This window comes from Microbacterium deferens (genome assembly GCF_045517775.1).
In the GTDB taxonomy this organism is placed as follows: domain Bacteria; phylum Actinomycetota; class Actinomycetes; order Actinomycetales; family Microbacteriaceae; genus Microbacterium.
The window spans coordinates 377,599-402,693 of the sequence record NZ_JBEUWT010000002.1 but is presented as its reverse complement, the minus strand read 5'-3'; the positions used below and the strand labels follow the sequence as shown (position 1 = coordinate 402,693).

Sequence of the window (25,095 nt, the reverse complement as noted above, 5' to 3'; positions counted from 1 at the left end):
TGCGGAAAGGCTTCTTATGTCCTCGCGTAAGTCAGTGCCCTGTTCGACCGAATCGCCCCAGGAGGTGCCGTGAAGGAGTGGGTGACAATTCGCGAAGCCTCCCTGCTCGCAGGCCGTCACGCTTCGCAGATCTACCGGTGGATCGACGCCGGCCGCCTCGCCACCAGAGTGAACGCTCACGGTGTCACGGAGGTGCTGTCGAAGGCAGTCGTCCGCATCGAGACGGAGGTCAAGCGGGGCCGTCCGAAGGGAGTCCCGACACGCCGCTGACCACCCGCCCGTTCAGCGTGCGCAAATTCGCGAAAGCCGCAACGATAGATCGCAGATGGTGGAGCACTCCGCCCAGACCGAAGCCCCGGCCCTCACCAGAGGAGACCGGGGCTTCGCTGTCGGGTCAGAGAATGTTCGCCACCCGCGCTGCGCGCCGAGGTGACTCCTCGATGAGCACAGGGATCCCAGGACCGACAGCAATCGTCAGCCACTTCCCCGCTCCGAGATTCAGCTTGATCAAGCCAGCCTCACCCGAATACTCATCCAGGAAATCCGCCTGGCTCTCCGGGAGTGCGTAAACCTCGCCGCCGTAGTGCAGTCGTACCGTCTTCTCATCCATGCGACTCCTGTCTCCCCCCAGCGCCGCGCATGGGGTCCCAATCCTACGACCACCCACCGACACACGACCTCGGCACAGCCGAACCGCAACGGGCAAGAGGCCCAAGCGAGGTGAACCGACATGGCGACTCAACGCGTCCGCAAAGCACATCGACCAGTCGACGACCAAACGCGCGCGCTCATCCAAGACGCCGCACGCGACGGGAAACGAAGCCGCAACAGCATCGCCCGCGAGTTCAAGGTCGCCGGCGAGACGGTCACCCGCATCTGCGCCGAGGCTGGCCTCTCGTTCGACCGCGCACAGACCGAGACAGCCGTCCGCGCGCACTCGATCGATCTCGCTGAGGAGCGCATGCTTCTCGCGAAGGAGATGGTCGCGGAGGTTCGCGAGCAGCTCGACCTGATCAACGCCCCGTACATGGTCTACTCGTTCGGCGGCATGGACGGGGAGATTCACTCGCACCTGCTCGACTCGGCTCCGATGGACGAGCGGAACACGGTGATGCGTTCTGCGGGTATCGCGTTCGACAAGCTGACCCGCATCGTGGAGCGCGACAGTGGTGGCCTCGACCAGGCTGTTGGTGTCCTTGACCGGATCGCTGATGGCTTCCGGGCTGCGGCGGCCACGTACCGCGCAGAGAGTGCCGATGAACCTCAGTGACGTGGAGCGGCTCGTGTCGCGAGCTCAGATCCTCAGCATCGTGGATGCGATGTCGAAGAAGCTGGCGCTCTGGTATGGGTCGGTGTCGGCCGGTAAGACGGTCGCCTCGCTCTTCGCGTTCCTCCTCGCTGTGGTCGTCGCCCCCCGCACGGGGATCATCATCATCGCCGGCGGTTCGCTGCAGACGATCTACCAGAACGTGTTCGTGCTGTTCCAGAACACGGCGATCTTCGGGTCGGTGATCTCGTCGCAGATCGAGTACACGCCTGGTGCGACGTCAGCCCGCATCCTGGGCCGTGAAGTGCTGCTGGTGGGCGCGAAGGACGCGAAGGCGGTCGGGCGCATCCAGGGTGCCACTGTGGCGCTCGCGTACGTCGATGAGGCGGCGCTGATGCCCGAGGCGTTCTGGAACATGCTGATCTCCCGTCTCCGTGTTGACGGTGCACGTCTCCTCGCGACGATGAACCCTGCTTCGCGGAACCATTGGATCCGGAAGAACTGGATCGTCCCGGGCGCCGCGAAGAACCTCATCAGCTTCCACTTCACGATGAAGGACAACCCGAACCTGTCGGCTGAGTACATCGCCGACATGGAGGCGTCGTTCTCCGGGGTGTTCTACGACCGGATGATCAAGGGCGAGTGGACGAACGCTGAGGGCGCTGTCTACCCGATGTGGGATCCGGCCCGCCACGTCATCCCGTTCGCTGACCTGCCGCCTCTGCGCGACGTCATGGGCATCGGGATGGACTACGGCACGACGAACACCACCGCGGCGCTCATGCTCGGCATCACGCTGGAGCGAAAGCCCCGCATGGTGCTGATGGACGAGTGGACGTACAACCCGTCCGAGCACGGCGACATCCGCCTCACTGACTCGGCGCTGTCGTCCCGGTTTAGGGCGTGGCTCCCCCAGGATCACACCCCGTACCCGCTGACCATCCGCCCCCGCTTCCTCATGCTCGATCCTGCTGCGGCGTCGATGCACATGCAGCTGCACCAGGATCTGCGCGGCACCGGGCTGTCCCCGTGGCCTGCGGTGAATGACGTGCTGCCTGGGATCAAGACGGTCGCGAACCTTCTCGGCAACGACCAGCTGATCGCCACCGACCGCTGCACTGGGTGGATGGAAGAAGTCACCGAGTACCGATGGGACGCGAAAGCCACCGACAACGGTGACGACGAGGTCGTGAAAGAGAACGACCACTCCCTCGACGCCGGCCGGTACATCACCCACTCGACCGCGAACTACTGGAAACCGCAGCTCACCGCAGCCTGAAAGGGGTACGCATGCCGATCCCCGCTCAGGACACCGCGTGGCCGCCCGCACCGTGGGACTTCGCATACCGCGTGTACCGGGAGAACGAAGCCTGGTACCTCGGCGACACGGACGCGCTCGAGCGGATCTACCGCAAGGAGCAGCAGGCGCAGCGCACCGCGGACTATGTGCGCAACGGGCAGGCCATGCGTGGCGGTGTCGTCGGTGCCGCGTCCCGCATGTTCTGGGGGCGCCCTGTCCCCTTCGGTGAGAACCGCACCCGCATCCACGTGCCGGCCGCCGCCGACCTCGCCACCCTGTCGTCGGACCTGATCTTCGCTGAGCCCCCTGAGGTGAAGCTCGCGCAGGATCTGCGTGCCGCGAAGAAGGCGCAGACCCGCCTCGACCTCATCGCGAACAGCGAGGACGCGCACGCCACATACAACACGATGGGTGAGCTGAAGGCCGCGCTCGGCGCGACCGTCATCACCTCCACGTGGGACATGAGCGTCGCCGATCACGTATGGCTGCAGGTGTCCGCCGCTGACGTCGTGATCCCCGTGTTCCGCAACGGGGTCATGGTCGAGTGCACGATGTGGACCGAGTACGAGTCCGGGTCCGGTGGGCAGGTCAAGTACCGGCACATCGAGCACCACTCGGTCGGTGCGATCGAGCATGCCCTGTTCCGCGGTACGGAATCGAACCTCGGCAAGCGGGTCCCGCTGCAGGAGCACCCGGAGACCGAGTCGTATGCCGCCCTGGTCGACCCGGATTCCCTCATCGTCACGGGTCTCGACCGATTGACGGTGTCGTACAACCCGAACATGCCGACCCGAGCATGGCGGAAGAAGGGTGTCCTCGCTCACACGGGCCGCTCCGACTTCGCTGGCCTGCACCCCCTGTTCGACGCGCTCGACGAAACGTTCTCCTCGTGGATGCGTGACCTCAAGCTTGGCGCCGGTCGCATCCTCGTCCCTGACGCGGTGCTCGACTTCATGGGCCCCGGCATGGGCGGCACGTTCGACATGGGACGTGAAGCGTTCGCCGGGCTCAACACTCCCGGTGACCCGACGAAGCCCACGATCGACAAGGTGCAGTTCGACATCCGTGTCGAGGAGCACGAGCGCACAGCGTTCGGCCTCTACCGGGAGATCCTCCGCGCCGCCGGCTACTCGCAGTCCGCGTGGGGCGACTACTCGGGGTCGCAGTCTCAGCAGACCGCGACGGAGGTCGACGACCGCAACAAGGCGTCCGAGCGCACCCGGGACAAGAAGATCCTGTACGACAAGGCGGCGATCTCCCGTCAGGCTTCGGTCGCGCTCGAGCTCGACGGCCTCCTCTTCCCCGGGAAGGGCGGCGGGCGGTTCGAGCAGCCCACGGTCACGTTCCCGGACGTGTCGCAAGAGGACCCGGAGAAGCTGGCCCGCACGCTGAGCCTGCTCGACGCGGCCGGCGCGATCTCCACGTACTCGAAGGTGAAGCGCGCGAACCCCGACCTCGACGAGCAGGCCATCCTGGTCGAGGTCGGCAATATCCGTGAGGAACGCGGGCTCGGCCCCGAGGTCGACCCGAACACCTTCACGAACGAGAACGCAGACGACGAGGACGGTGCCTGATGCCTGACACCGTCGAAGTGCACTGCCAAGGATGCGGTGAGACCCTTCGGATCCGCCTCGTCGGTGAGACGACCTGCACGTGTGGCGTCCGCCACACATTCGTCGCCTCTGCTCAGGCGTGACCAGTGGCTCTCTTCACACCGGATCCAGAGCGTTCGCTCGAGGACATCGTCGAGGATCTCGCCCGCGAGATCGCGGACCGGTACCGGGAAGCCGAGGATGAGCTGATCCGTGAGGTCGCCATCCGCGCGGCCCGTGACATCGAACTGTCCGGGCAGATGCAGGGTGACACCGCGGCTGGCGGGCTGACCGTCGAGGAGCGTCGCCGGCAGAACCGGATCCTCGCTGAGCTCTCCGCTCACCGGGCCCGCTCGCTGCGGGAGCTGCAGGCGATCGCGGTTGCCATCGCTTCCCGGCTTCGGTCGGAGGACATGGCCGCCCGGATGATCTACATCGCGGCGACCGAGGGTGAAGCCGCCGCGGCCGCCTACCTGGGGCTCGCGGGGCGGGCGGAGACGGGTGTCGCGCAGCTGCCGTTCATCGGTGGCGGCGCGGCCGTGTCGACGACTACGCTCACCGCGACAGCCTCACAGGCGGTCGGCATGGTCGCCGTGTCCCTGGAGAACCGGCTTGAGAACCTCGCCCAGCGGATCACCCGATACCCTCGGGACGCGTACCAGCGGATCGTCGCCATGGAGTCCCCGAACACGCTCCTCGGTGTGACGACATCCCGGGTGCAGCAGGCGCGGACTGTGCAACGGTTCCTCGCCGAGGGCATCCCGGGGTTCACGGACCGGTCGGGTCGTCGGTGGACGATCGGCGCGTACGCGGAGATGGCGGGCCGCACGTCGGTCGCCCGCGCGTACAACGACGCCGGGATCTACCGCATGGGCCTGTCCGGGGTGAATCTCGGCACGATCGTCGGGTCCCTCGACGCGTGCAAACGGTGCGCCCCCTGGATCGGGAAGATCATCTCTCTCGACGGGACAACCGGTGAGGTCGTTCTCCCCCACGCGACTGATGACCGGTCGGTGACGGTGCAGATCCACGGCACCATCGACCAGGCCCGCGCCGACGGATGGGGTCACCCGAACTGCCGGGACAAGGTCGTCGCCTACCTCCCCGGCCTCACTGTCCCGCAGGCGGACTTCCAGTACGACCAGAAGGCGGACGAGGAACGGCAGGAGCAGCGGCGCCTTGAACGCGAGGTGCGATCGGCTCGACGCCGCGAGGTGTCCGCGATGAACGACACCGACCGCCGGCGCGCCGCCTCCGAAGTGGCTGACGCGCAGCGCGATCTCCGCTCGTTCACGAAGGACACCGGGCGTTCCCGTCAGTACTACCGGGAGCAGCTCGGATTCGCTGACGGTCGATAAGCCCACCGCTGATATCCAGCGGTTATAAGCCGAGAGCCGTGCGGCCCGATCCGGGATGGACCGGCCCACGTACTAAGCCAGCGCGCACTGGGAATGGCCGACACCATCGGCGCGCCCACAACGCCGCGACCGGTGGGGACATGTCTCGTGTCGCCCGGCTCTCACCTACCCCGTGCCGCTGTGGGCCCTGCACTGCAGCGGCACGGCCCCTTTTTCTTCCACCGCAGGGGTGGGAGACACCACGAGCAGGAGGCTCACCAGCATGTCCCAGAAGCCCCGCGCCCTCGGCGCACAGTTCCCGCCCGCATACCACCGGCCCTTCCTCCGCTACCTCGACGGCGAGCAGGGCGGCGCAGGCGGCACCGAACCCCCGGCGCCCGCCGCACCGGCACCCACGCCTCCCCCGGCGGCACCTCAGCCGACGGCACCCGCCGCGCCCGCGGCGCCTGCCGCACCGGCAGCCCAGCCCATCGCCTACCGCGGCGACCCTGATGAGTACGTTCGCGAGCTCCGCGAGGAAGCGAAGAACCACCGCCTCGCCGCCGAGAAGGCGCAGCAAGAGCGTGACGCTGCCGCGTCGGAAAGCTCCGCAGACAAGGCGGCGCGCGAGGGCCTCGCCCGTGAGAACCACCTCCTCCGCACCGCCGGCAAGTACGGCGCGAACGCGGACCTCCTGCTCGACTCGAGCAGCTTCATGAAGACCTTCGCCACCGTCGACCTCGCCAACGAGGAAGACGTCAAGACGGCGATCACAGACGCGCTCGAGAGGAACTCGGCGTTCAAGGCTGGACCGACACTGCCCCCCGCAAGCGGCGGAGGACACCGAGGCGGACAGCCACCCACCACCACCCCCACCCTCGAAGGCGCCGTCAAGGCGCACTTCGGAGGCTGACTCCCTCGAAGGAGATGAATCATGCCCGTAACCCTCAATGAGGCGAAGAACAACGCCGTCCAGGATCTGGACGTCGCGGTGATCGACGAGTTCCGCAAGGAGTCCGCGATCCTCGACAACCTGATCTTCGACGACGCCGTGAACCCGGTCGGTGGCGGAGCCACCCTGGAGTACGGCTACCGTCGCCTCGCTACGCAGCGCTCGGCCGCGTTCCGCGCCTACAACACCGAGTACACGCCCGAGCACGTCACCACGACCAAGGTCAACGTGACACTCGCGCCGCTCGGTGGTTCGTTCGAGGTCGACCGCGTCCTGGCGAAGGTCGGCCCCGCCGCCTCCGGCTCCGTCGCGCTCAACCTCGCGCAGACCATCAAGTCGACCGTCACGAAGTTCCAGGACGCCGTCATCAACGGTGACGTCGCCACGGACGCGAACGGCTTCGATGGCCTCGACAAGGCACTCACCGGCTCCACCACGGAGCTCGGCACCGGCGCGGTCACCGACTGGCGCAGCTTCGCGTCCGCGGACTCGCAGCACGCCGCGCTCGACGCGATCGACGAGTTCCTGTCGGCGCTCGACGGCGCTCCCACGGTGATCTTCGGCAACGCCAAGGCTCTCGCCAAGGTCCGCGCCGCAGCCCGCCGAGCAGACATGTACGTCCGTTCCCCGCTCGAGAACCTCGCCGGCCCCAACGGTCGACCGATCGTCCGCGAGCAGTACGGCGACATCGTGTTCATGGACCCGGGCGCCAAGCCCGGCACCAACAACCCGATCATCCCGATCGTCACCCGTACCGTCGCGACCGTCTCCACGACGGGGCTGACGGACCTCTATGCGGTGCGCATCGGCCTCGACGGGTTCCACGGCGTCTCCACCGCCGGCGGCCAGATCGCACAGACCTGGCTCCCCGACTTCTCCACGGCCGGTGCTGTGAAGAAGGGCGAGGTCGAACTCGGCCCCGTCGCGGTCGCGCTCAAGGCGACCAAGGCAGCCGCCGTCCTCCGCAACATCCGAGTCCAGTAAGGAGCTGCCCATCATGGCGAAGAAGACCATCAAGACCCCCGTCGAGGGGTTCAACGGCATCGTCGCAGGCGTGCAGTTCGTCGACGGCACCGGCACCACCGACAACGAAGGCGCCATCGCGTACTTCGAACGTCAGGGGTACGAGGTCGGCGGCGACGTGTCCGACGACGTCGAGCGGGACTACCCCCTGGGTGACCCGTCCGACAAGTGGACGAAGCCCCAGCTGCTCGCGTTCGCGAAGGACCGCGGCATCAGCATCGAAGCCAACGTGAAGACGAAGGACGAGATCTGGGCCGCAATCCAGCCCGGCGGCACCCCCTACAAGGGCGTCACCACCCCCGAAGGCCAGGCGCTCGTCAACGACAGCACCGACCCGAAGGACAACGAGATCAAGGACCAGGCAGACCTGCCGGTCAAGTAGCTGCACCGGACCCCGTCGCGGCGTGTTCTACAACCGCCGCGACGGGGTCACCAACCCCACCACTTTTCCAGGGAGCAACCATGCTGCGCATCACCCACCCCGCCCCGGCCCTCGGCCGGCAGGAGTTCCTGGGCGTCGACTTCATCGACGGTGTCGCCCACGTGGACTCCCTGCACCCCGAGCGCGAACTCGCCCTCACCCAGCACGGCGCAACGATCTTTGAGGAGATCGAGGGCGTCAAGCTCGAAGACCTCACGAAGGCCGAGCTTTCCTACATCGCCGCCACGGAGAACGTCGAACTGCCGGCCAAGGCCACCAAGGCTCAGATGATCGACGCTCTGCACAACGCGCCCGGCATCCCCGTTCTGGGCGCAGGTGACGCAGTGCCCGCACCGGTCGCCGCGTTCGCCGAGCCGGAGGGCGTGGGCGAAACCTATATCCCCGTCGGCCCCGGTCGCCTTCACAACCAGGAGATCATCGCCGAGATCTCGGCTGGGGTCGACGCCTCCGAACCTCCCGCCCCGGAGTCCTGATGCCGCAGCGTGTCTACGCCACCCCGGCGCAGTACGACGAGCTCGCCGACGAGCCGTGGGACGGGGACGAAGGGCTGCTCCCGAAGCGGCTGCGTGCCGCGTCGATCGAGGTCGAGAAGCTCACCCGCATGGCTGTGTACGACGTGGACACGGACGGGTACGCCACCGACGCGGACACCTCGGATGCGTTCGCCGAAGCCGTGTGCGCGATCGTCGAGCACTGGCAGGACACCGGCGACCCCCGCGGCGTCGAGTCTCACCAGGGCGCCGTCAGCATCCTGTCCGTGTCCCTCGGCACCACGTCGAGCGGCAAGGACGGGTCCACCGCCCGGGAGAAGCTCGCGCAGCGCATCGGCGACAAGGCCATCGACATCCTCACGAACGCTGGCCTGATCGGCACCGCCGTCTACCACTGAGGAGGCCGCCATGCCTCGCCTCCGCCGTCAACACCTGCCGCAGACCGCGACGGTCACCCCGTTCGAGGGTGACGGCGCGGAGGGCGACGTGTGGGGCGCTCCGGTCGCCGGTATCCCCTGCTACGCCGAGCAGAAGACCCGACTCCGCGTCGACCGGCGGTCCACCTCCCCCACGTCGGGGCAGGAGATCACATCAACCGCCACGGTCGTGCTGCTCCCCGAGCACGACTACCCGCCTCGCACGAAGGTCACCATCTTCGCCGGCACTCCCCGCGAACGCACATCCGAGGTCATCGACTCAGCCCTCGGTATGTACAACGCGCGCACACCGAACCACGTCGAGCTGTACCTCGAGTAGGGAGCGACCATGGGTGTTCGAGCGCAGGTCAGCATGACGAGCAACGTCGACCGCACGACCGAGCAGATCAACACGGGCCTGGTCACTGGCGAGAACCTCGCTGCCGAGTACCTCCTCGCGCTCTCCGCTCCGCTCGCTCCCCTCGACCTCGGGACGCTGGTCGGATCCGGAACGGTCGAGCGAGCCACGACCCCCGATGAGGGATCGGCAGTCGTCTACGACACCCCGTACGCCGCGACGCACCACGAGCACCCCGAACGGAACTTCCAGAACGGCCGCCAGGGGAAGTACGTGGAGACCCCGGCCGTGCAGAACAAGGGCCCGATCGGGGACATCATCCGCAAGCAGGTGCGTGGTGGCTGACGCCCCCGAGATCGTCCTGAACCGTGCGCTCGCGCAGCTGCTCGACTCCGCCGGGATGGCCGTCTACCAGCCAACCGGCACGATCCCCGAGAAAGGCATCCGGCTCGACGGGATCATGCCCACCGGCGTCAACGAGTTCACCCTCCTCACCTCACTCGACCCTGTCGCTGAGGGCCGCGCAGACATGATCTGGCGGGTCCAGGTGTACACCCGCCGCATCGGCACCGTGAACACGGTCCGGCAGTGGGCATCCGACCTGCGCGCGCTGCTCGACCAGAAGGAATACACGCCCGCGCTCCTCGGCATCAGCTGGTCGTGGCGGTTCTCCGGGCTCACCTTCGAACGAGACACCCAGGGACGCACCGCCGTCGCTGAGACCTACTACTTCCGCGGCCGCCGGCCGTAGGAACCCCGCCGGAAGCGCCGGCACACCACCCAACCCCAAAGGAGGCGGCAATGGCCGACCACACCCTTTACAACACGACGGCGCCCTCCGCGGGGTCCGTCGCGCTCGCACACCAGAAGATCCTCCGCCTCAAGATCAACGGGGTGTTCGTCAACATCACCGGCGACATCAACAACCTCGCCGGCAACCCGGCGAAGATCGCGATCCCCCGCGAGGTGTACGGCACGAAGGGCCGCACCTCCGAGGACATCATCGGCTACAACTTCGCCCCCTCGTTCAACGTCGAGGCGATCCGCGACCCGGAGACGAAGATGATCGTCGCCGCGCAGGCGTGGCTGATCGACCTCCTCAACGCCGCGTACGCGGAGGGCGAGGCGAACAAGCGCGAGTTCCAGTGGTTCGACGCGTTCGACGACCGGCTCCCCGCGCTCGAAGGCAAGTTCTCGATCGCTGTCGCCGACCTGAACACCGGTTACGCCGACAAGGGCGGGTACACGTTCAGCCTCACGAACGATGGCGTGGTCGACAAGATCGTGTCCCCGATCGCAGGCACCGGTGTCCCCATCCTCGAGTCCGCATCGCCGGCGGGACAGACCACCGGCGATCAGATCGTCGTTCGCGGGTACAAGCTCACCGGCACCACGACGGTCACCATCGACGGGCAGGCCGTCGCCGAGCGCCTCGTAGTGGACGACAACACGCTCGTCATCGTGATCCCCGCGACGGTGAGCGGGTCCGCCCCCATCGTCGTCACCAACGCCGCAGGGGCATCCACCGCCCTGCCGTACACCGCGGCCTGATCGGATTGGTGCAGGGACCATGACGATCACCGCTGACAAAGTCGGTCGCGACCTCCACATCACGCTTGAGGGGGTGCCGGATCCGTTCGTGATCCGGCCCCTCCCCGGGCGTGCCGGTCTCCAGATGACCGACACCTACCTCCAGTTCTCGGGCGGGAACACCACCGCCGACATGCTCGCCGCACTGCAGATCGCGGTCGACGGTGCCCGACAGAACGCCCTCACCGGCGTGTGGGAACCGCTCCCCGAGGCAGAGCAGACGAACTACAACCGCATCGGCAACGAGCTCTCCCAGGAGGAGGGCAACGACATCCTGATGCCCGCTTTCTTCTGGCAGACCGCGCTCGGCATGGACGGCGTCCGACAGTACATCGAGGGCGGTGGGGGCCTCACCGGCACCCTAAAAGCCACAGGGGCGCTGGCCGCGCGTTTGGGGCGCTTGGCCCCGCGGACATCGCCCAAGGCGTCCGCGACGGACTGATCATCGGAATCGGGCGGCCAGACGCGACCGGCGCCTACCCCGAGTACGTGTACTCACCGAAGTGGCGCGAACAGCGTGCGCAGGCCGCCGCCGGCGTCAGGGCAGCACCCAACCCTGCGTCGAGCATCACCGCGCTCGAGCTGTGGCAGATGGTGCTGCCCGAGATGTTCGGCGAGATCGAGATCGACCTCGCGCAAGCGGGCATCATCCCCAACCTCGACGTCACGCTCGACACCCGTTCCTGGCACTTCACCCGTTCCGCGATCACCCGTCTCCTCGACATCGAGGGCACCTGGCTAGGGAAGGCGGTGGGTGCTCGTGTTCGAAGCCGGCGCACTGATCTTCCGGATCCAGACGGTGGGGGCGCAGCTCTTCAAGCAGGAGCAGCGGGAGTCGAAGGACGCCTTTGAGAAGACCGGTAAGGCCGCCGCCGAGGCGGGCAAGCAGGTCGACGAGTCGGGTAACGCCACCGACCGGACCGGCAAGAAGGCCCGCGAGTCGAAGAAGCCCCTTGAGGACCAGGCGAAGGCCACCGACGAGGTCGGCAAGAAGTCGCAGCAGTCCTCGCAGCAGCAGGAGAAGCAGGCCGCCTCCACTGAGCGGCAGGTCGAGGCCGCGAAGAAGCTTTCCGCCGGCCTCCTCATCGCCGGCACGGCGGTCGCGGCGCTCGTCGGGCTTTCGGTGGCGAAGTTCACCGAGTTCGACCAGGCCATGTCGCAGACCGCGGCCGCCACGATGGCGACTGCGGACGAGCAGCGCGATCTTGGTGAAGCCGCACTCAAGGCGGGCGCGGACACCGCTTACTCGGCGTCCGAGGCGGCGGCAGCCGAGGAGGAGCTCGCAAAGGCGGGCCAGTCGGTCTCCGACATCGTCGGTGGCTCGCTGAACGCCTCACTAGGCCTCGCTGCAGCAGGGCAGCTCGCCGTTGCCCGGTCTGCAGAGATCATGGCGACCACCATGACCCAGTTCCGACTCCCCGCCGAGCAGGCCGCGCACGTGGCTGACGTGCTCGCCGCTGGCGCGGGAAAGGCGCAGGGCTCCGTTGACGACCTGTCCCTCGCGCTGAGCTACGTTGGCCCCCTTGCGGGCTCCGTAGGTCTGTCTCTCGACGAGACGGCCGGCACGATCGCGTATTTCGCGACACAAGGCGTCATCGGAGAGAAGGCGGGAACCGCGCTCCGTGGCGTGCTCGCAGGACTGCAGGCGCCGTCCGCAGCAGCCGACCGCGAGCTCAAGAAGTACAACATCAGCGTTTTCGACGCCAACGGCAACATGCTGTCGCTCGCGGGGATCGCTGACCAGCTTCAGAGCAACCTCGGTGGACTCACTGAGCAGGAGCGGTTGGCGGCGCTCGGTCGAATCTTCGGGAACGAGTCACTCAATGCCGCGACCTTGCTCTATGAAGGTGGCGCGCAGGCTGTTGAAGAGTGGACGGCGAAGGTCAACGACTCCGGGTATGCCGCCGAGCAGGCAGCCATGCGGCAGGACAACCTCGCTGGCGACGTCGAGAAGCTCGGTGGCGCGTTCGACACCGCCCTCATCCGCACCGGCTCAGGCGCCAACGACGTACTCCGCACGATGGTCCAGACCGTCACGCAGGTGATCGACGTCTTCGGCGAAGCCCCGGCGCCCGTCCACATGCTCACGCTGGGCCTCGGGGTCGCGGCCGGCGCCATGCTGCTCTTCGCTGGCGGCGCCATCGGGGTGCGGGCCAAGCTCATCGAGCTCAAGGCATCGCTGGACAGCACAGGTGCCAGCTTCACGCGCACAGCCATGGTGGGCGCGGCGGCCGGCCTCGCACTCACCGGAGTGCTGACCGTCGTCACCTTGTTCATCGCGCGGCAAGCGCAGATGAGTGCGGCCACGGCAGAGTTCGCGGACACCCTCGACGAGACCACCGGTGCCGTCACCGAGAACACCCGTTCCATGATCGCCAAGAAGCTCGCCGACGCTGACGTGTTCGAGCAGGCGAAGAAGGCGGGCATCGGTCAGAAGGAATTGACCGACGCACTGTTCGAGGGCGGCGACGCCGCAGACACGATGGTCCGTCGACTGGTAGACGCCTCGGCGGCTACCGGCGGCTTCGACATCGGCTTGTCGAACGCACGCAACACGGTCCGAGACATGGCTGATCAGCTCGACAAGTCGAAGGGTCGCCACGATGACCTGAAGGCGGCCACGGAAGGCAGCACCGAAGCCACCGAAGAGGGGGTACCGGTCACGCAGAGTGCCGCCGAGGCGTACCTCGCGGCGTCCGAAGGCGTCGCCGACCTCGAGTCGGATCTCCGCACTCTCATCGACACGATCAACGAGGCGAACGGTGTCGGGCAGGACGCGATCTCATCGAATATCGCCTACCTGGACGCGCTAGCGAATGTTGATGAGACGATCGCGAAGGCGCGGGAGGGTCAGGAGGGTTACGCCCTCACCCTGGACACCAGCACCCAGGCTGGTCGAGACAACCTCGGCATGCTCAACGACCTCGCCGCTCGAGCCGAGATCGCCGCTGAGAACCAGTTCACGCTGGACGGCAACACGCAGAACTATCGGGCGACTCTTGAGGCGAGCCGCGACGCCTTGATCAAGCGAGCGCAGGATTTTGGCTACACCGCCGACCAAGCCGCCGCACTTGCCGATGATATCTTCCGCATCCCCTCCGAGACGGAGTGGAAGGTCATCGCCGAGACGTCGGATGCCGAGCAGCGCATCCAGCGGATGAAGGACGCGATCGCCGGGCTCCGGGATAAGACGGTGTCCATCAACGTCGCCTACCCGAACGGCAAACCCATCTCAGATCGGCAGTTCGCCGACCAGCTCGGCTTCGGGTCCGCGAACGGCAACCTGATCGAGTCGTACGCGAATGGCGGGGTGCGTGAGCATCATGTTGCGCAGATGGCCCGGGCAGGTGCATGGCGTGTCTGGGCCGAGCCTGAGACCGGCGGCGAGACCTATGTCCCGCACGCCCCATCGAAGCGCGCCCGGTCGGAAGCGATCATGGCGGAAACCGCGGCGATCTTCGGCGGCGTGTACATCCCTGCTGGGGCAGCCTCGTTCGCGAACGGATCGCCAGTGTCCAGCCCATCGAGCGGCCCGGTGTCACTGTCGCTGGCTGGTGCCGTCATGACGTTGATCGTGGACGGGAAGCCGATGCGCGCCCTCGTGCAGGAGCAGATCATCGAAGCGAGAGCAGAGTCAGCTACTGGGCTGAGCGGTGGGGAGTCGTCACGGTGATTGCTTCGCTGATCCCCCACCCCGAGCTTGCCCCCGTCCCCCGCGTCGAGATCCGCCTGTCCGATCTCGACGTGTACGACGGGGGCAGCCCCTCATCAGCCGGCGCGGACAACCTCGACGGCGGAGGACCCGGAGGAACAGGCACCGAAGCTGATGGTGGGCCATCCGCGCTCACCGTGGTCGACATCCCTGACGGGACGGACCACATCACCGTATGGAGGACGGTCGACGGAGTCGCGCACAAGGTGCAGGGCGCCGTCGAGCGGCCCTACTCAGGAGCTCTCGGCGTGCTGGACCACGGCGCACCTCCCAACGCACTGTCCGCCTACGAGCTCGAGTGCACGGCGAACGGTGAACCCAACGGGCGCGTACCGCTCGGGTCGACAACGCTCGGGGCAGACCTCGCCGCCGAGCAGGTCATCATTCAGCAGCCGTTCAACCCGAACCTCAACGCCATCGTCCGGAACATGTCCGGTTCGTGGCCGGCCATTGTGCGGGAAGCACCGGGAGAGTCGATCTTCACCGAGGGGAACTCGCTCCCATTGTTCGTTGGCTTCGGCCCGCTGAGCGGGGTGCAGGCACTCGAGATCGATTTTGAGGCCGAAGACCGCGCAGCGGCCGCCCGCGTATGGGCAACGCTTGGAACCCCGGCCAACCCTCAACTGCCGATCTGGCTGATCCGCGCGCCGAACGCAGGACTCATGCCGAGAGTCTTCTACGGCCGCGTCACCAACCTGCAAGAGATCGACGTGACCGTAGGAATCAGCGACGGCACCGACGGGGGCGGCATCTCCCGGTTCCGGGCGACCCTCCAGCAGGTGCACCAACCCAACCCCGCGCTAGTCGTCCCCTCGCTCACCTACCCCGACCTTGCCGCCGCCCTCGGCGGCACCTACACCGGCATTGCCGCTGTCCTGCCTCGATACAGCGACTGGGCGACAGCGTGGGAGTACAGCGGCGCGGCCGGATAGGAGATCGTCGTGAGGGAAGCATCCGAGCGAACCCGACAGACGATCGCCGCCGGTGGTTTCAACCGGACGTGGCTGTTCGACCTCATGTACGACGGAGACCGTCGGCTCGCGAACGTAGACATTCAGCGGGACCCTTCCCTCACATGGGACGGATCTCGGTTCGTGGTGGGATCCGGGACCGCTCGAGTGGTGTGGTCCGACGATCACGCGCGCACAATGATCCCCCGCCAGATCGGTGACTGGTTCTCCCCCTTCGGGTCCGAGATGCAGATCGACTGCCTCATCGGCGGTGGGGTGTTCACCGAGCGCATCCCCCAGGCGCGGTTCGTGATCGACGCAATCCCCGACGCTGAAGAAGCCAAGATGCTCTGGGAAGGGCGCCTCATCCACCCCGGTGAGTCGTTCACCGTGTCTCTGAAGGACCGGCTCGCGAAGGTCCAGCGGGACGAGTTCCCGTTCCCGACCGCGCCCCGATCAACGTCGGTGTGGGCGGAAGCTCAGTCGCTCACCGGTCTGCCCGTGCTGAAAAACGCCACCGATCGCAGCGTGCCAGCGATCGCATACGAAGGGTCGAAAGAAGCCGCGCTCAAGGCGCTCTTCGACACTCTCGACGCGTGGCCGAACATGGACGCCTCAGGTGCACTCACTGGACGGCCGAAGACGTGGCCAGCAGCGGTCGGGGCCTTCCGCGCCGTCGTCGCCGCGCCTCCGTCGATGACCGCCGAATACACCTACAACCGGGTTGTCGTCGTGGGCAAGTCGCCAGCCGGCGACCCGCTCTACGGGGTGAAGGAGATTACCGAGGGTTTCCTCCGTGTGCAGAACTCAGACGGGTCGCAGTCGCCTTTCGGGGGCGCCACCTACCGGTACGCCTCCGACCTCCTCACCACGCAGGTTGCCGTCGATGCGTACGCCGCCGAGCTCCTGCCCCGAGTTGCACGCATCCGGTCGGTCACCCGCGACATCTCGGAGCCGTTCAACCCGCTCCGTGAAGTCGGTGACGTCCTGCTATTCGAGGGCGTCCCGGTCCGCATCTTGAAGCTCTCCCACCAGGGGGGTGTTACCCGCTCGACCGTGGAGGTTCCGGATGCCGCTTGACGACGAGCAGGTGAAGCGACTCCTCTCCGCGAAGTCTCGGGTCACCCCGTACGTCGGCCGCTACGTCGGCAACGAGGGGATGCTCGCGACCGTCGACCTCGGCGATCAGCGCGTCACCGTCCCCTTCGCATCCTCCGGAATCGTCCCCGAGATCAACGAACCGGTGCACGTCTGGTCGGTCGACGGTTCTCTGATGATGCTCGGACCAACCGCTCCAAAGCCCGGACTTGGGGTAGTCGCCACAGTGGCGGGCGACTACGTGAACGTGACGACAGACTTCGGCACGTTTCTCATGCCCTACGGCCCGCCCTCCGACCCACCCACCTCAGGCGACGCCGTATCCATCAACTGGTCGACCGGTGCGTCCTGCATGAAGCTCTCAACGTCGCCGGATCCGGTCGAGCCTCCGGTGAACCCAGGGGGTGGGGGCGAGGTCGTCCAGCCTCCCGTCGTTCGGACGGTCGAGTTCCGTGCTGTCGACGCCGGGTCCACCGATCGAGGGGCCGCGCGCTGGTGGACCGATCGCCCGTACGCCAGTAACTCCACCTTCGGCGCGTGGTTCTACGGCTCCCAGATCAAGGACACGATCCCTGCCGGGGCGGAGTTCGTCGGCCTCGAGATCTATATCAGCTACCACCAGCGGCAAGGCGGGGCACCCCGCTTCGCGCTGCACGACCAGACCGGCAAGGCCGGGGTTCCCGGATTCGGTGGCTACACCGAATGGGCGCCCGGCTCGGGGTGGCAGACCCCACCGGATCCTGCTGGATGGTTCGCCGCGCTCAAGGCCGGCGGCGACCGGTGGGGCGTCGGCCTGAACCAGGGCGGCTTCAACATCTTCCGTTCACTCGCGCAAGACGGCATGTCCGGTGCGCTCAAGATCACCTGGAGAGCATGACATGGGAACAACACCGGGCCCTCAGGACGAACCCCAGATGGACAACGACGCCACCTCCTCAGGTGGCCCCGCTGGCGACTTTCAGGCGATGGTCGCGTGGGCGTCCAAGATCGGCGGACTCCTCAAGGTCACCAAAGCCCAGCGCGAAGCCCTGACGAGCGCGGACACCCGGCTCGGGTGGATCATCATCGAGACCGACACCGGCGAGATGTATATCCGCACGGCGACGGCCCCGCAGGGTGAGCTCATCCCCTCCGCGCGCTCCGTGTTCGCGCACGCGGGGAAGGTCGACGACGGGCAGAGCACGAGCGGTGGCGCGAACCCGACGCTCGCGATGGTTTCAAGCGCAGGCGGGTTCGAGCTCATCGACGGCACCACCCTCCGCGTCCCGGTCACCGGCCGGTACGAGGTGCTCGCCCAGTTCTATTTCACTGGATCCGGTGGTGGCACGGTGCGCGGCACGGTGCAGAAGAACGGCGCGAACCTGCTCTCCGCCCGCGTCGTCAAGGAGGCCGCGCAGGACTGCACCGCGCCGCTCGGCGTGCCGATCCAGCTGATCGCTGGCGACCGCCTCCGGCTCTGGTCCGAGTACGGCAACTCCGTCTTCGGCGACAGCGGCTACGAGACATACCTGTCCCTCCGACGCGTCTGACCTGAAAGGACTACCGCAATGAGCGATGCCACGACGCGGGAGGACGCCCGCGAGGCGATCCGTTCCGCACTGCTCGGCTGGGCCTCGGATGTCGCGAAGCCGATGATCCCCGCCTACCGCGACGAGGACGGTGACGGGGCACCCGACTTCTACGTGCTCGACGCCTTCGGCCGCGTGACGACGATCGACGCGAACGACCCGGGGTTCGGCGACTACACCAACGTCTCCGAGTCCACCGGTGGCGGCGTTGAGACGGGCGGCGCCTGATGGTCGCCGACGGCACGTGGGTATGGCGGGACGGTGCGCGTCTGACGCCCGCGATCCTCCGCGACCTCGAGGCGCTGAACGATGAGTTCCGCCGCGTCTGGGGTGTGGAGCTCCTGGCATCTTCCGGCATCCGCACGGATGACGAGCAGGAGCGCATTTTCCGGGACCGCTACGTTCCCGCGAGCCAGGTCAACGGGCGCCGCGTCTACGACTTCCGGTGGTGGAACGGTGTCCAGTGGGCGCGGATCTCCGCGGCCGGCACCGTCGCGGTCCCCGGCACATCGAACCACCAGCTCGGCGGGGGCCGGAAGGGTGCCGTTGACGTCCGGGACACCGGGGCGGACGCCGGTGTGCTCACTGCCGGATCACCTCGCGCGCGGTGGCTCGTCGACAACGCGGCCCGCTTCGGGTTCAGCACCGACGAGGGGTACAGCGTCCGCGAGCCCTGGCACCTCCGGTACCTGCGCGACCCGTGGGCCGACGTAGCCGCGCCCGCATCGCTCCACGCACAAGCGGTGGACGCACCCACATTCGACATTCCTCAGGAGGACAGCATGCGCATCATCAGTTGGTCTGGCCACGTGTTCACGGTCGGCCAGGAGTACGTGAAGCACGAGACCCATCTGCCGCACATCGAGCGACTCGCGCACCTGTACCAGCCGGGGACGCTCTACTACGTGCTCGACAACGGTGGCATGGACGCCGTGCAGCTCTCCCTCGGGATCCCGTGGCGCGCGTTCGAGCTCGTCCTCCGCGGCGAGGCGTTCAACAACAACGGCGACCACGCGAGCGGTGACGGTCGTATCTGGTCCCGCCAGATGGAAGTCCTCGACGCCATCCATGGCATCCAGTCCATCACCGGGCAGATCAGCCGCACCCTCGACGACGTGCGCGTTGTCGCGGAGGCGACCCCCAGCCCGATCGCCGGCTGATGCTGCGCCGCCTGTATCGCGCCACCGTGTGGGCGCCGCACGGGCTCGACCACGTCCCAGAAGGCTACCGGGGCCTGTTCCGGTGGGTGCTGCCCCTCACGGACGCGTTCTTCTTCTGGTTCGGTGCGGTCGGGTGGTGGAACGGTATCGCCACGGTCGAGACCGCATCCTCCCAGGGGTGGCAGGAGACATGGTCGGCAGCGATCGCGGTTTTCGCTCTCGCCGCGTTCATCGGTGTGGCGTTCCCACGGCTGTGGGTGCTGGAGATGGTCTCGAAGCTGTTCCTCGTCGGGCTGATCTCCGTGTACATCGCGATCTTCCTCGGCCGTGGTTTCGCTGACCCGCTCGTCGCGGCGACCGCCGGGCTGATTTGCGTGCTCATCCTTCTGCCCGTGTGGAAACTGTTCCGCCTCAGCCGACAAGCAGCGACATGGTGGGCGGCACGCAAGGCGAGAAAGCGGGGGCTCGTATGACCTCAGGGGAAATGCTCTCTCTCCTCAGCCTCAGCGTGACCTTCATCCTCGGTATCGCGATGTTCCTGAACAGCCGCCGGGTCGCCAAGCAAGGCGACCGGAAACTCACCACCGACGAACAGTCCGTGGAAGACGCCCGCGAGGACGTCATCGCGGAACGCCGCCGCATCGAACTGGAACGCCTCTACGAGCGCGTCGCGATCCTCGAGGCAGACATCGAGGGCCTGAAGAACTCGCGGCAGAAACAGCAGGACACGATCGAGTCGCAGGCCGACGAGATCGAACGCACCAACGATGTCCTATCGAACGTGCGACACATCTTCTCGGAGTTCGTGAAGCGCGTGCAGGACGCATGGGCAGAGGGCCGCACCATGCCAGCTCTGACCCCTGAGGAACTGAAGCTCCTCGAGGACACGTACCAGCCGCCATCCCGCAAGTAACCACACCGACACCCAACGCCGTCCAGATGGGCGGCGTTTATACGTTCCCGGAGGAACCCATGAAGCTCTACGCAAAGTCCCTGCTGTACGTCCTGCTCGCCGTCGCCGGGGTGCTCGTCACCGCGATGGCCGACGACATCGTCACCACCGAGGAGCTCATCAACCTGGGCGTCATCGGCCTCGGCGCTGTCCTCGTGTACGCGGTCCCCAACTTCCCGTCGAACGTGGGCGCCTACGCGAAGACCATCATCGCGTTCGCCACCGCTGCCCTGGTCTCGCTGCTGTCGTTCCTCACGGGCGGTGTTACTGGTGCCGAGTGGCTGCAGATCGCCATCGCCGCTTTCGCCGGCGTCGGGGTGTTCATCATCCCCAACGAGCCCGTCACGCCGGTCACCCGGTAACCCGATGGGCCGCGCCTGCCTCCTCGCCGTGGTAGCCGCGGCCCTCCTCACCATCCACTTCTCACCCCACACCCGAACGCAAGGAGTAGCCGATGGCTGACGAACTCAAGCAGATCAAGTTCCGCCGCGGCACCTCCGCCGCATGGGCCGCCGCCGGCACCGTCCTCGCAGAGGGAGAGCCCGGCTTCGACACCACCCTCCGCCGCGTCAAGGTCGGCGACGGCGTCAGCGGCTGGGCGACCCTGCCGTGGGTCTCATCCTCGGCAGCAGACATCGCCCGCCTTGAAGCCGCAGCAGCATCGCTTGAGGGCGCCACGACGCCGACGGATGCCGCGATGGCGACCGTCGCGGGGACTCCCGGGTCGGCGTTCGGAGGCATCCTCGAGAACAAGATTGCGGATGTCGCGGGTCTGCTGACGAAGGCCGGCGAGGCGTACTGGGCAGAGCGCTTCGCGCAGCCCGCGACCTACGACCGCCCCACGATCACGACTGCCACTGCGTCCCAGATCAGCGGAGGCACGGCTGTCGCTCCCGTCGCGGACTACTTCGGAGACCCCAAGTTCCGCTACAACGGTTGCCCCGACGTCACCGCCACCGGATTCGGTGTGCTCAGCGCAGTCGGCACCCTCGTACCCGAGACGGTCACGGACGCGACCGATATCGAGTTCAAGTTCCGCGACGGCCGCACCGGTGACATCGGCATCCGCGTCATCGTGAACGGGAAGATGATGCAGGTTCGGATGCTCCGCGTCTCCGGCACCAGCGGCAACACCCGCCACGTGCGCCTGCAGTTCCCCGACGCGCGCATCCGCCACATCCAGGTCGAGCACGACGGGTTCAACGCGTTCGGCGGCGTCGTGATCGGCGCGAACACCGTGCACCGTCGCCCCACGCGCGAATGGCGAGCCCGCTACGTCGGCATCGGAGACTCCCTCTTGCAGGGGCTCTGGACCTACGACTACCTCCGGTACGAGTCGTTCGACCGGCTGTTCGCTTTCGCGCTCGGCATGGACTTCTACATGAACCTCGGTGCGGGCGGCTCCGGTTTCGTCAACCCCGCCGGGGCCGCTAACCCGTTCTCCGCCCGGGTGCCCGCGGCGCTCAGCGTGAGCCCCCACGTCTTGTCGTTCATGGGCTCCCGCAACGACGTCACCTACCTGGCGACGCTGCGGCAAGCCGTCCTCGACACAGTCGCAATGGCCACTGACGTACCGATCGTCTACGTCGCTGGGTCTGCGCAGGCCGGATTCAGCAGCCTCAGCGAACTCAACCGCCAGGGAGCGCTCGGCGCTGGCCGGACGTACCTGGACATCGACGCGCTGGCTGCGGCCGGTGTGGCTGGGCCACCCCTTGAAGGGCACCCGTCCTACGCCGAGATGATCACGGTCGCGAAAGCTGCGTACGCGCAGGTCGACCGGACCTTGGTCGACGCCCGGATCGAAGGCGTGAACACCGCAAAGAGCGGCCCCACGCTCGCTCTTACGACGTCGTCCGCGTCGCCGGCGGTGGGGGCGTCGGTGACCTTCACGGCGACACTCAGCGGTAGCTATGCCGGGTCGGTGCAGTTCTACGACGGAACCGCCATACTTGGCACGTCGACCGTCGCGGCTGGAGTAGCCACGTACGCGACGAACAGTCTCTCCGTGGCCGCGCACCTGATCAGCGCACGGTTCATCCCGGCAGACCCGTTCGCCGTCCGGTCGGCTACGTCGAACAGCGTCACCGTGACTGTCTCTGCCAACATCGGATTCGCGGATGACTTCAACCGGGCGGACGGTCCGCTTGGCGACACGCTCAACGGCAAGCCGTGGACGGTTGTGGGTAGCTGGGCGATTGCATCGAATAAGTGCAAGTCGGCTTCGTCGGGATTCGCGACCGTGGATGCGGGAACGCCGGACGTCGACATCTCCTGGACGATCTCCGGTGGCACCGCAAACGCCAGCAACCCGGTGATCCGCTACCAGGACGGCGGGAACTACCTCCACATCAACGGAAACGGCATCTACGAGATCGTCGCAAACGGCGCGTCCACCTTGCTCGTCGCGTTCACCCCGACCGGGTTCGCGGCTGGCGACGTGATCCGTGTCGTCGCTCAGGGCAACACGATTACCGTCCGCAAGAACGGCACCATCATCGGAACCGTCACCACGACCCGCTTCAACACCGCCACCCGATTCGGGATGCGCGGCGGTGGGGCAAGCACGGATACCTACTACGACGACGTCACTTGCGTCGCCGCCTGACAGGCGCACCCGTGCGCAGGGAGGATGATGGAAGACATGAGTGACCAGCGGCCGAGCGCGACAGATCACGCACACCTCTGGGCGCCGCACCCGGCGAGTCCGGGTCTTGCATCGTGCACCGTGTGCGGACTCCTGACCCGGTAGCCCCGGACGCACCCAATCGTGCGCAGATAGCGCCTGTGCACAACGAAGCCCCCGGGCCCGTACTTCCAGTTCGCTGGGAGACGGGCCCGGGGGCTTTTCGTCGCGCCTATGATCGGATTCTCCCAAAGACGGGAGCGGCCCGACCGGTGCTACCAACACCGAGCCGGGCCTAGCCGAAACCAGAGCAAGCTGGAGACGACCATGCAACACCGTACCCTCGCGCGCCCGATCGTCGCACTCACCGAGACCGACGCCGCGATCACCACGTTCCTCGCCCGATACTCGAGCGACTCCCGCCGCACCTACCGGGCCATCATTGACCGGTTCCGGGAGTGGCACCCGGGCGACATCCTGCACGCCACACGCGCCGAGCTCGAGTTGTACACGCACTACCTGCTCGAGGACCAGGGGCTGAAGAAGTCCACCGTCTACGGCTACCTCAGCGGCCTGTCCGTGTTCTACCGTGTGGCGGTCGCCGACGGGCGCATCCCGCAGGACCCGACGGTGATGGTGCGGCGCCCGAAGGTGTTCTACGACGACAACCGCCTCACCCGCCTCACGTCCCACGACGTCGAGAAGCTGCTCCTGCAAGCACAGGAGCGCTCCCCACAGCACACCGCCCTTGTCGCGCTCCTCGGGATGCTCGGGCTCCGCTGCTCCGAGGCGGTCGGGGTGCAGATCGAGGACTTTGCCGGATACGAGCGTGGGCACCGGGTGCTGCATCTCGTCGGAAAGGGCGGGAAGCCCGCGACGATCCCGCTGCCTCCCATGGTGTTCCGCATCCTCGACCGTGCCGTCGGCTACAGGACGTCGGGGCCGCTGCTCACGACCCGCACGGGGCGACAGATGACCCGGCACGACGCGTACCGCCGCATCGAGGTTCTAGGCCGTCACGCGGGCCTCGGTCACGTCCACCCGCACCAGTTGCGCCACGCTGCCGCGACGTCCGCGCTCGACGCGGGTGTCAGCACCCGCGACGTGCAGGCATTCGGGCGGTGGTCGGACGCGCGAATGGTCGACCGGTACGACCGGAACCGACACAGCCTCGACCGCCATGCGGCCTACGCGCTCGCCTCACACATGTCCGCGATCGCCGACAAGATCGCCTGACGGTCAGAGAACCCGAATCGCGAGGAGCTCATAGCCGTCGGGGATCTTGGCTTGAAGGGCGGCCCGGTCATCAGCCTCGATCTCACGGCCGCCCTCACGACGGGCGAACGTGCCCACGGACGAGAGGAGCATGGTGCCCTTAACCGGGTGGGCGGTGGACTTCACTAGGTCGAACCCCTTGGGGCGCAGCGCCTCGAGCTTCTCCTGGATGTCCGCGAGCGACTCGCCTTCGACTTCTACGGTTCGGGTCTCGGTGGGGCGGATAGTGCCGATCAGCATCAGTCCAGCCTAGGAGTCGGGGGCAGCGGGGTTGCCCCGTTGTTCGGAATACCGCGCCGGTACTTCCCGACGGACACCCATCGCTCGGCGCCAGGAATCCCGCGCAACGCTTCTGCGAGTACCCGGGTGTAGTCGTCCTCGCCGTGATACCCGGACCAGGTGCCGGCGACGTGCGCGAGGATCTCGGTCCGGTGGCCGGCGGCGGCGAGTAGCTCGTCGATCGCGGCGCGCGGGTCGGAGTCGTATCGGTGTTTCGAGCAGATCGTCGACAGGCGAATGTCGAGCATGGTGTCGGGGGAGAGCGTCACCTGCGGGATGCTACGCCGGGGCGGGGACAATTGGCAGGCGGCAGTGGCGGCACCACGTTGGGTCGAGTAGCGCTGTCTCGCAGAGCGGGCACGCGAGCGGGTTCGGTAGCTCGTCCATGCGGGTGAGCGTAGCCGCGGTGTCGGTGGCCGCGAGGAGACTCTCCACATGCCGACCATGACCGAGCTCGACTTCGAGGAGAAGTGGGGCCGTGATCCGAGGCGTCACGCTGCGAAGCTCGAGGCGTGCCGCACCGATCTCGGCATCCCGCCCGCCCGATACTTCCAGCTGCTCGGGCGCGCGATCGACACCCAAGAAGCGCTTGCGTTGAACCCGATGCTGGCGAGACGCCTCATACGTCAGCGCGCTGAACTCCGACAGTCCAGAGAACGACGAGTGGCTACGGGCGTGGCTGCGCGTCCAGCCACGATCTGATGTACTCC

Annotated in this window: 32 protein-coding genes; 29 read left to right on the top strand and 3 right to left on the bottom strand. The window is 67.1% G+C overall.

Annotated elements, in window-relative coordinates; genetic code table 11:
• The first annotated feature begins 81 nt into the window (after positions 1-81).
• The gene (locus ABTU82_RS12170; RefSeq protein WP_407173659.1) at positions 82-270 is read left to right on the top strand and encodes a hypothetical protein; all 189 of its coding nucleotides are present in this window, start codon (positions 82-84) and stop codon (positions 268-270) included.
• A 124-nt stretch (positions 271-394) separates the two neighbouring features.
• Here the strand turns inward: ABTU82_RS12170 and ABTU82_RS12165 are convergent, their stop codons facing one another.
• Positions 395-610: a hypothetical protein gene (locus ABTU82_RS12165; RefSeq protein ID WP_407173658.1), complete on the bottom strand. Its 216-nt coding sequence runs from the start codon at positions 608-610 to the stop codon at positions 395-397.
• Positions 611-730: 120 nt separating this feature from the next.
• Here ABTU82_RS12165 and ABTU82_RS12160 point away from each other — a divergent pair, with 120 nt between their 5' ends.
• From ABTU82_RS12160 to ABTU82_RS12030, 27 genes are all read left to right on the top strand, one after another.
• On the top strand, positions 731-1,270 hold the full coding sequence (locus ABTU82_RS12160; RefSeq protein ID WP_407173657.1) for a hypothetical protein: 540 nt from the start codon (positions 731-733) through the stop codon (positions 1,268-1,270).
• Positions 1,257-2,546, top strand: a complete 1,290-nt coding sequence (locus ABTU82_RS12155) for a PBSX family phage terminase large subunit (protein WP_407173656.1) — start codon at positions 1,257-1,259, stop codon at positions 2,544-2,546. Before ABTU82_RS12160 ends, ABTU82_RS12155 begins: the two co-directional genes overlap by 14 nt.
• A gap of 11 nt (positions 2,547-2,557) precedes the next feature.
• Positions 2,558-4,141: a hypothetical protein gene (locus ABTU82_RS12150; protein WP_407173655.1), complete on the top strand. Its 1,584-nt coding sequence runs from the start codon at positions 2,558-2,560 to the stop codon at positions 4,139-4,141.
• Between the two features lie 125 nt (positions 4,142-4,266).
• Complete coding sequence (locus ABTU82_RS12145) at positions 4,267-5,517, top strand: phage minor capsid protein (RefSeq protein ID WP_407173654.1); 1,251 nt, start codon at positions 4,267-4,269, stop codon at positions 5,515-5,517.
• A 262-nt stretch (positions 5,518-5,779) separates the two neighbouring features.
• On the top strand, positions 5,780-6,409 hold the full coding sequence (locus ABTU82_RS12140; RefSeq protein ID WP_407173653.1) for a hypothetical protein: 630 nt from the start codon (positions 5,780-5,782) through the stop codon (positions 6,407-6,409).
• A gap of 21 nt (positions 6,410-6,430) precedes the next feature.
• Positions 6,431-7,432: a major capsid protein gene (locus ABTU82_RS12135; protein ID WP_407173652.1), complete on the top strand. Its 1,002-nt coding sequence runs from the start codon at positions 6,431-6,433 to the stop codon at positions 7,430-7,432.
• A 13-nt stretch (positions 7,433-7,445) separates the two neighbouring features.
• Positions 7,446-7,853 (top strand): hypothetical protein, encoded by a 408-nt coding sequence (locus ABTU82_RS12130; protein ID WP_407173651.1) that lies wholly within the window; start codon positions 7,446-7,448, stop codon positions 7,851-7,853.
• A gap of 80 nt (positions 7,854-7,933) precedes the next feature.
• Positions 7,934-8,386, top strand: a complete 453-nt coding sequence (locus ABTU82_RS12125) for a hypothetical protein (RefSeq protein WP_407173650.1) — start codon at positions 7,934-7,936, stop codon at positions 8,384-8,386.
• Positions 8,386-8,802: a hypothetical protein gene (locus ABTU82_RS12120; protein WP_407173649.1), complete on the top strand. Its 417-nt coding sequence runs from the start codon at positions 8,386-8,388 to the stop codon at positions 8,800-8,802. Before ABTU82_RS12125 ends, ABTU82_RS12120 begins: the two co-directional genes overlap by 1 nt.
• A gap of 10 nt (positions 8,803-8,812) precedes the next feature.
• Entirely contained in the window at positions 8,813-9,160 is a 348-nt protein-coding gene (locus tag ABTU82_RS12115; protein ID WP_407173648.1) for a hypothetical protein, read from the top strand.
• A 9-nt stretch (positions 9,161-9,169) separates the two neighbouring features.
• Positions 9,170-9,523, top strand: a complete 354-nt coding sequence (locus ABTU82_RS12110) for a hypothetical protein (RefSeq protein WP_407173647.1) — start codon at positions 9,170-9,172, stop codon at positions 9,521-9,523.
• Positions 9,516-9,929 carry a hypothetical protein gene (locus ABTU82_RS12105; protein WP_407173646.1) on the top strand — a complete coding sequence of 138 codons (414 nt, stop codon included), beginning with the start codon at positions 9,516-9,518 and terminating at the stop codon, positions 9,927-9,929. The genes ABTU82_RS12110 and ABTU82_RS12105 overlap by 8 nt, the downstream gene beginning before the upstream one ends.
• Before the next feature lie 50 nt (positions 9,930-9,979).
• A complete protein-coding gene (locus tag ABTU82_RS12100) occupies positions 9,980-10,729 on the top strand; it encodes an IPT/TIG domain-containing protein (protein ID WP_407173645.1) in 750 nt (249 codons plus the stop codon).
• A gap of 19 nt (positions 10,730-10,748) precedes the next feature.
• A complete protein-coding gene (locus tag ABTU82_RS12095; RefSeq protein ID WP_407173644.1) occupies positions 10,749-11,210 on the top strand; it encodes a hypothetical protein in 462 nt (153 codons plus the stop codon).
• A gap of 47 nt (positions 11,211-11,257) precedes the next feature.
• The gene (locus ABTU82_RS12090; RefSeq protein WP_407173643.1) at positions 11,258-11,620 is read left to right on the top strand and encodes a hypothetical protein; all 363 of its coding nucleotides are present in this window, start codon (positions 11,258-11,260) and stop codon (positions 11,618-11,620) included.
• Positions 11,523-14,441: a phage tail tape measure protein gene (locus ABTU82_RS12085; protein WP_407173642.1), complete on the top strand. Its 2,919-nt coding sequence runs from the start codon at positions 11,523-11,525 to the stop codon at positions 14,439-14,441. Before ABTU82_RS12090 ends, ABTU82_RS12085 begins: the two co-directional genes overlap by 98 nt.
• A complete protein-coding gene (locus ABTU82_RS12080; RefSeq protein ID WP_407173641.1) occupies positions 14,438-15,412 on the top strand; it encodes a hypothetical protein in 975 nt (324 codons plus the stop codon). Before ABTU82_RS12085 ends, ABTU82_RS12080 begins: the two co-directional genes overlap by 4 nt.
• Positions 15,413-15,628: 216 nt before the next feature.
• Complete coding sequence (locus ABTU82_RS12075) at positions 15,629-16,510, top strand: hypothetical protein (RefSeq protein ID WP_407173640.1); 882 nt, start codon at positions 15,629-15,631, stop codon at positions 16,508-16,510.
• Positions 16,500-17,405 carry a hypothetical protein gene (locus ABTU82_RS12070; RefSeq protein ID WP_407173639.1) on the top strand — a complete coding sequence of 302 codons (906 nt, stop codon included), beginning with the start codon at positions 16,500-16,502 and terminating at the stop codon, positions 17,403-17,405. The genes ABTU82_RS12075 and ABTU82_RS12070 overlap by 11 nt, the downstream gene beginning before the upstream one ends.
• A gap of 37 nt (positions 17,406-17,442) precedes the next feature.
• A complete protein-coding gene (locus ABTU82_RS12065) occupies positions 17,443-18,057 on the top strand; it encodes a hypothetical protein (protein WP_407173638.1) in 615 nt (204 codons plus the stop codon).
• An 18-nt stretch (positions 18,058-18,075) separates the two neighbouring features.
• Positions 18,076-18,324: a hypothetical protein gene (locus ABTU82_RS12060; RefSeq protein WP_407173637.1), complete on the top strand. Its 249-nt coding sequence runs from the start codon at positions 18,076-18,078 to the stop codon at positions 18,322-18,324.
• Positions 18,324-19,256 carry a D-alanyl-D-alanine carboxypeptidase family protein gene (locus tag ABTU82_RS12055; RefSeq protein WP_407173636.1) on the top strand — a complete coding sequence of 311 codons (933 nt, stop codon included), beginning with the start codon at positions 18,324-18,326 and terminating at the stop codon, positions 19,254-19,256. Before ABTU82_RS12060 ends, ABTU82_RS12055 begins: the two co-directional genes overlap by 1 nt.
• Entirely contained in the window at positions 19,256-19,729 is a 474-nt protein-coding gene (locus tag ABTU82_RS12050; RefSeq protein ID WP_407173635.1) for a hypothetical protein, read from the top strand. The genes ABTU82_RS12055 and ABTU82_RS12050 overlap by 1 nt, the downstream gene beginning before the upstream one ends.
• Positions 19,730-19,764: 35 nt before the next feature.
• Positions 19,765-20,169: a proteasome activator complex subunit 4 C-terminal domain-containing protein gene (locus ABTU82_RS12045; protein WP_407173634.1), complete on the top strand. Its 405-nt coding sequence runs from the start codon at positions 19,765-19,767 to the stop codon at positions 20,167-20,169.
• A 59-nt stretch (positions 20,170-20,228) separates the two neighbouring features.
• Positions 20,229-20,570: a hypothetical protein gene (locus ABTU82_RS12040; protein ID WP_407173633.1), complete on the top strand. Its 342-nt coding sequence runs from the start codon at positions 20,229-20,231 to the stop codon at positions 20,568-20,570.
• A gap of 92 nt (positions 20,571-20,662) precedes the next feature.
• Positions 20,663-22,813 (top strand): hyaluronate lyase N-terminal domain-containing protein, encoded by a 2,151-nt coding sequence (locus ABTU82_RS12035; protein ID WP_407173632.1) that lies wholly within the window; start codon positions 20,663-20,665, stop codon positions 22,811-22,813.
• 345 nt (positions 22,814-23,158) lie between these two features.
• Positions 23,159-24,067 carry a tyrosine-type recombinase/integrase gene (locus tag ABTU82_RS12030; RefSeq protein WP_407173631.1) on the top strand — a complete coding sequence of 303 codons (909 nt, stop codon included), beginning with the start codon at positions 23,159-23,161 and terminating at the stop codon, positions 24,065-24,067.
• 3 nt (positions 24,068-24,070) lie between these two features.
• Here ABTU82_RS12030 and ABTU82_RS12025 read toward each other — a convergent pair whose 3' ends face one another.
• Both ABTU82_RS12025 and ABTU82_RS12020 read right to left on the bottom strand, forming a co-directional pair.
• Positions 24,071-24,346 carry a hypothetical protein gene (locus tag ABTU82_RS12025; RefSeq protein ID WP_407173630.1) on the bottom strand — a complete coding sequence of 92 codons (276 nt, stop codon included), beginning with the start codon at positions 24,344-24,346 and terminating at the stop codon, positions 24,071-24,073.
• Positions 24,346-24,654 (bottom strand): hypothetical protein, encoded by a 309-nt coding sequence (locus ABTU82_RS12020; protein ID WP_407173629.1) that lies wholly within the window; start codon positions 24,652-24,654, stop codon positions 24,346-24,348. The genes ABTU82_RS12025 and ABTU82_RS12020 overlap by 1 nt, the downstream gene beginning before the upstream one ends.
• A 166-nt stretch (positions 24,655-24,820) precedes the next feature.
• Here ABTU82_RS12020 and ABTU82_RS12015 point away from each other — a divergent pair, with 166 nt between their 5' ends.
• The gene (locus ABTU82_RS12015; protein ID WP_407173628.1) at positions 24,821-25,087 is read left to right on the top strand and encodes a DUF3263 domain-containing protein; all 267 of its coding nucleotides are present in this window, start codon (positions 24,821-24,823) and stop codon (positions 25,085-25,087) included.
• The last annotated feature ends 8 nt before the right edge of the window (positions 25,088-25,095 follow it).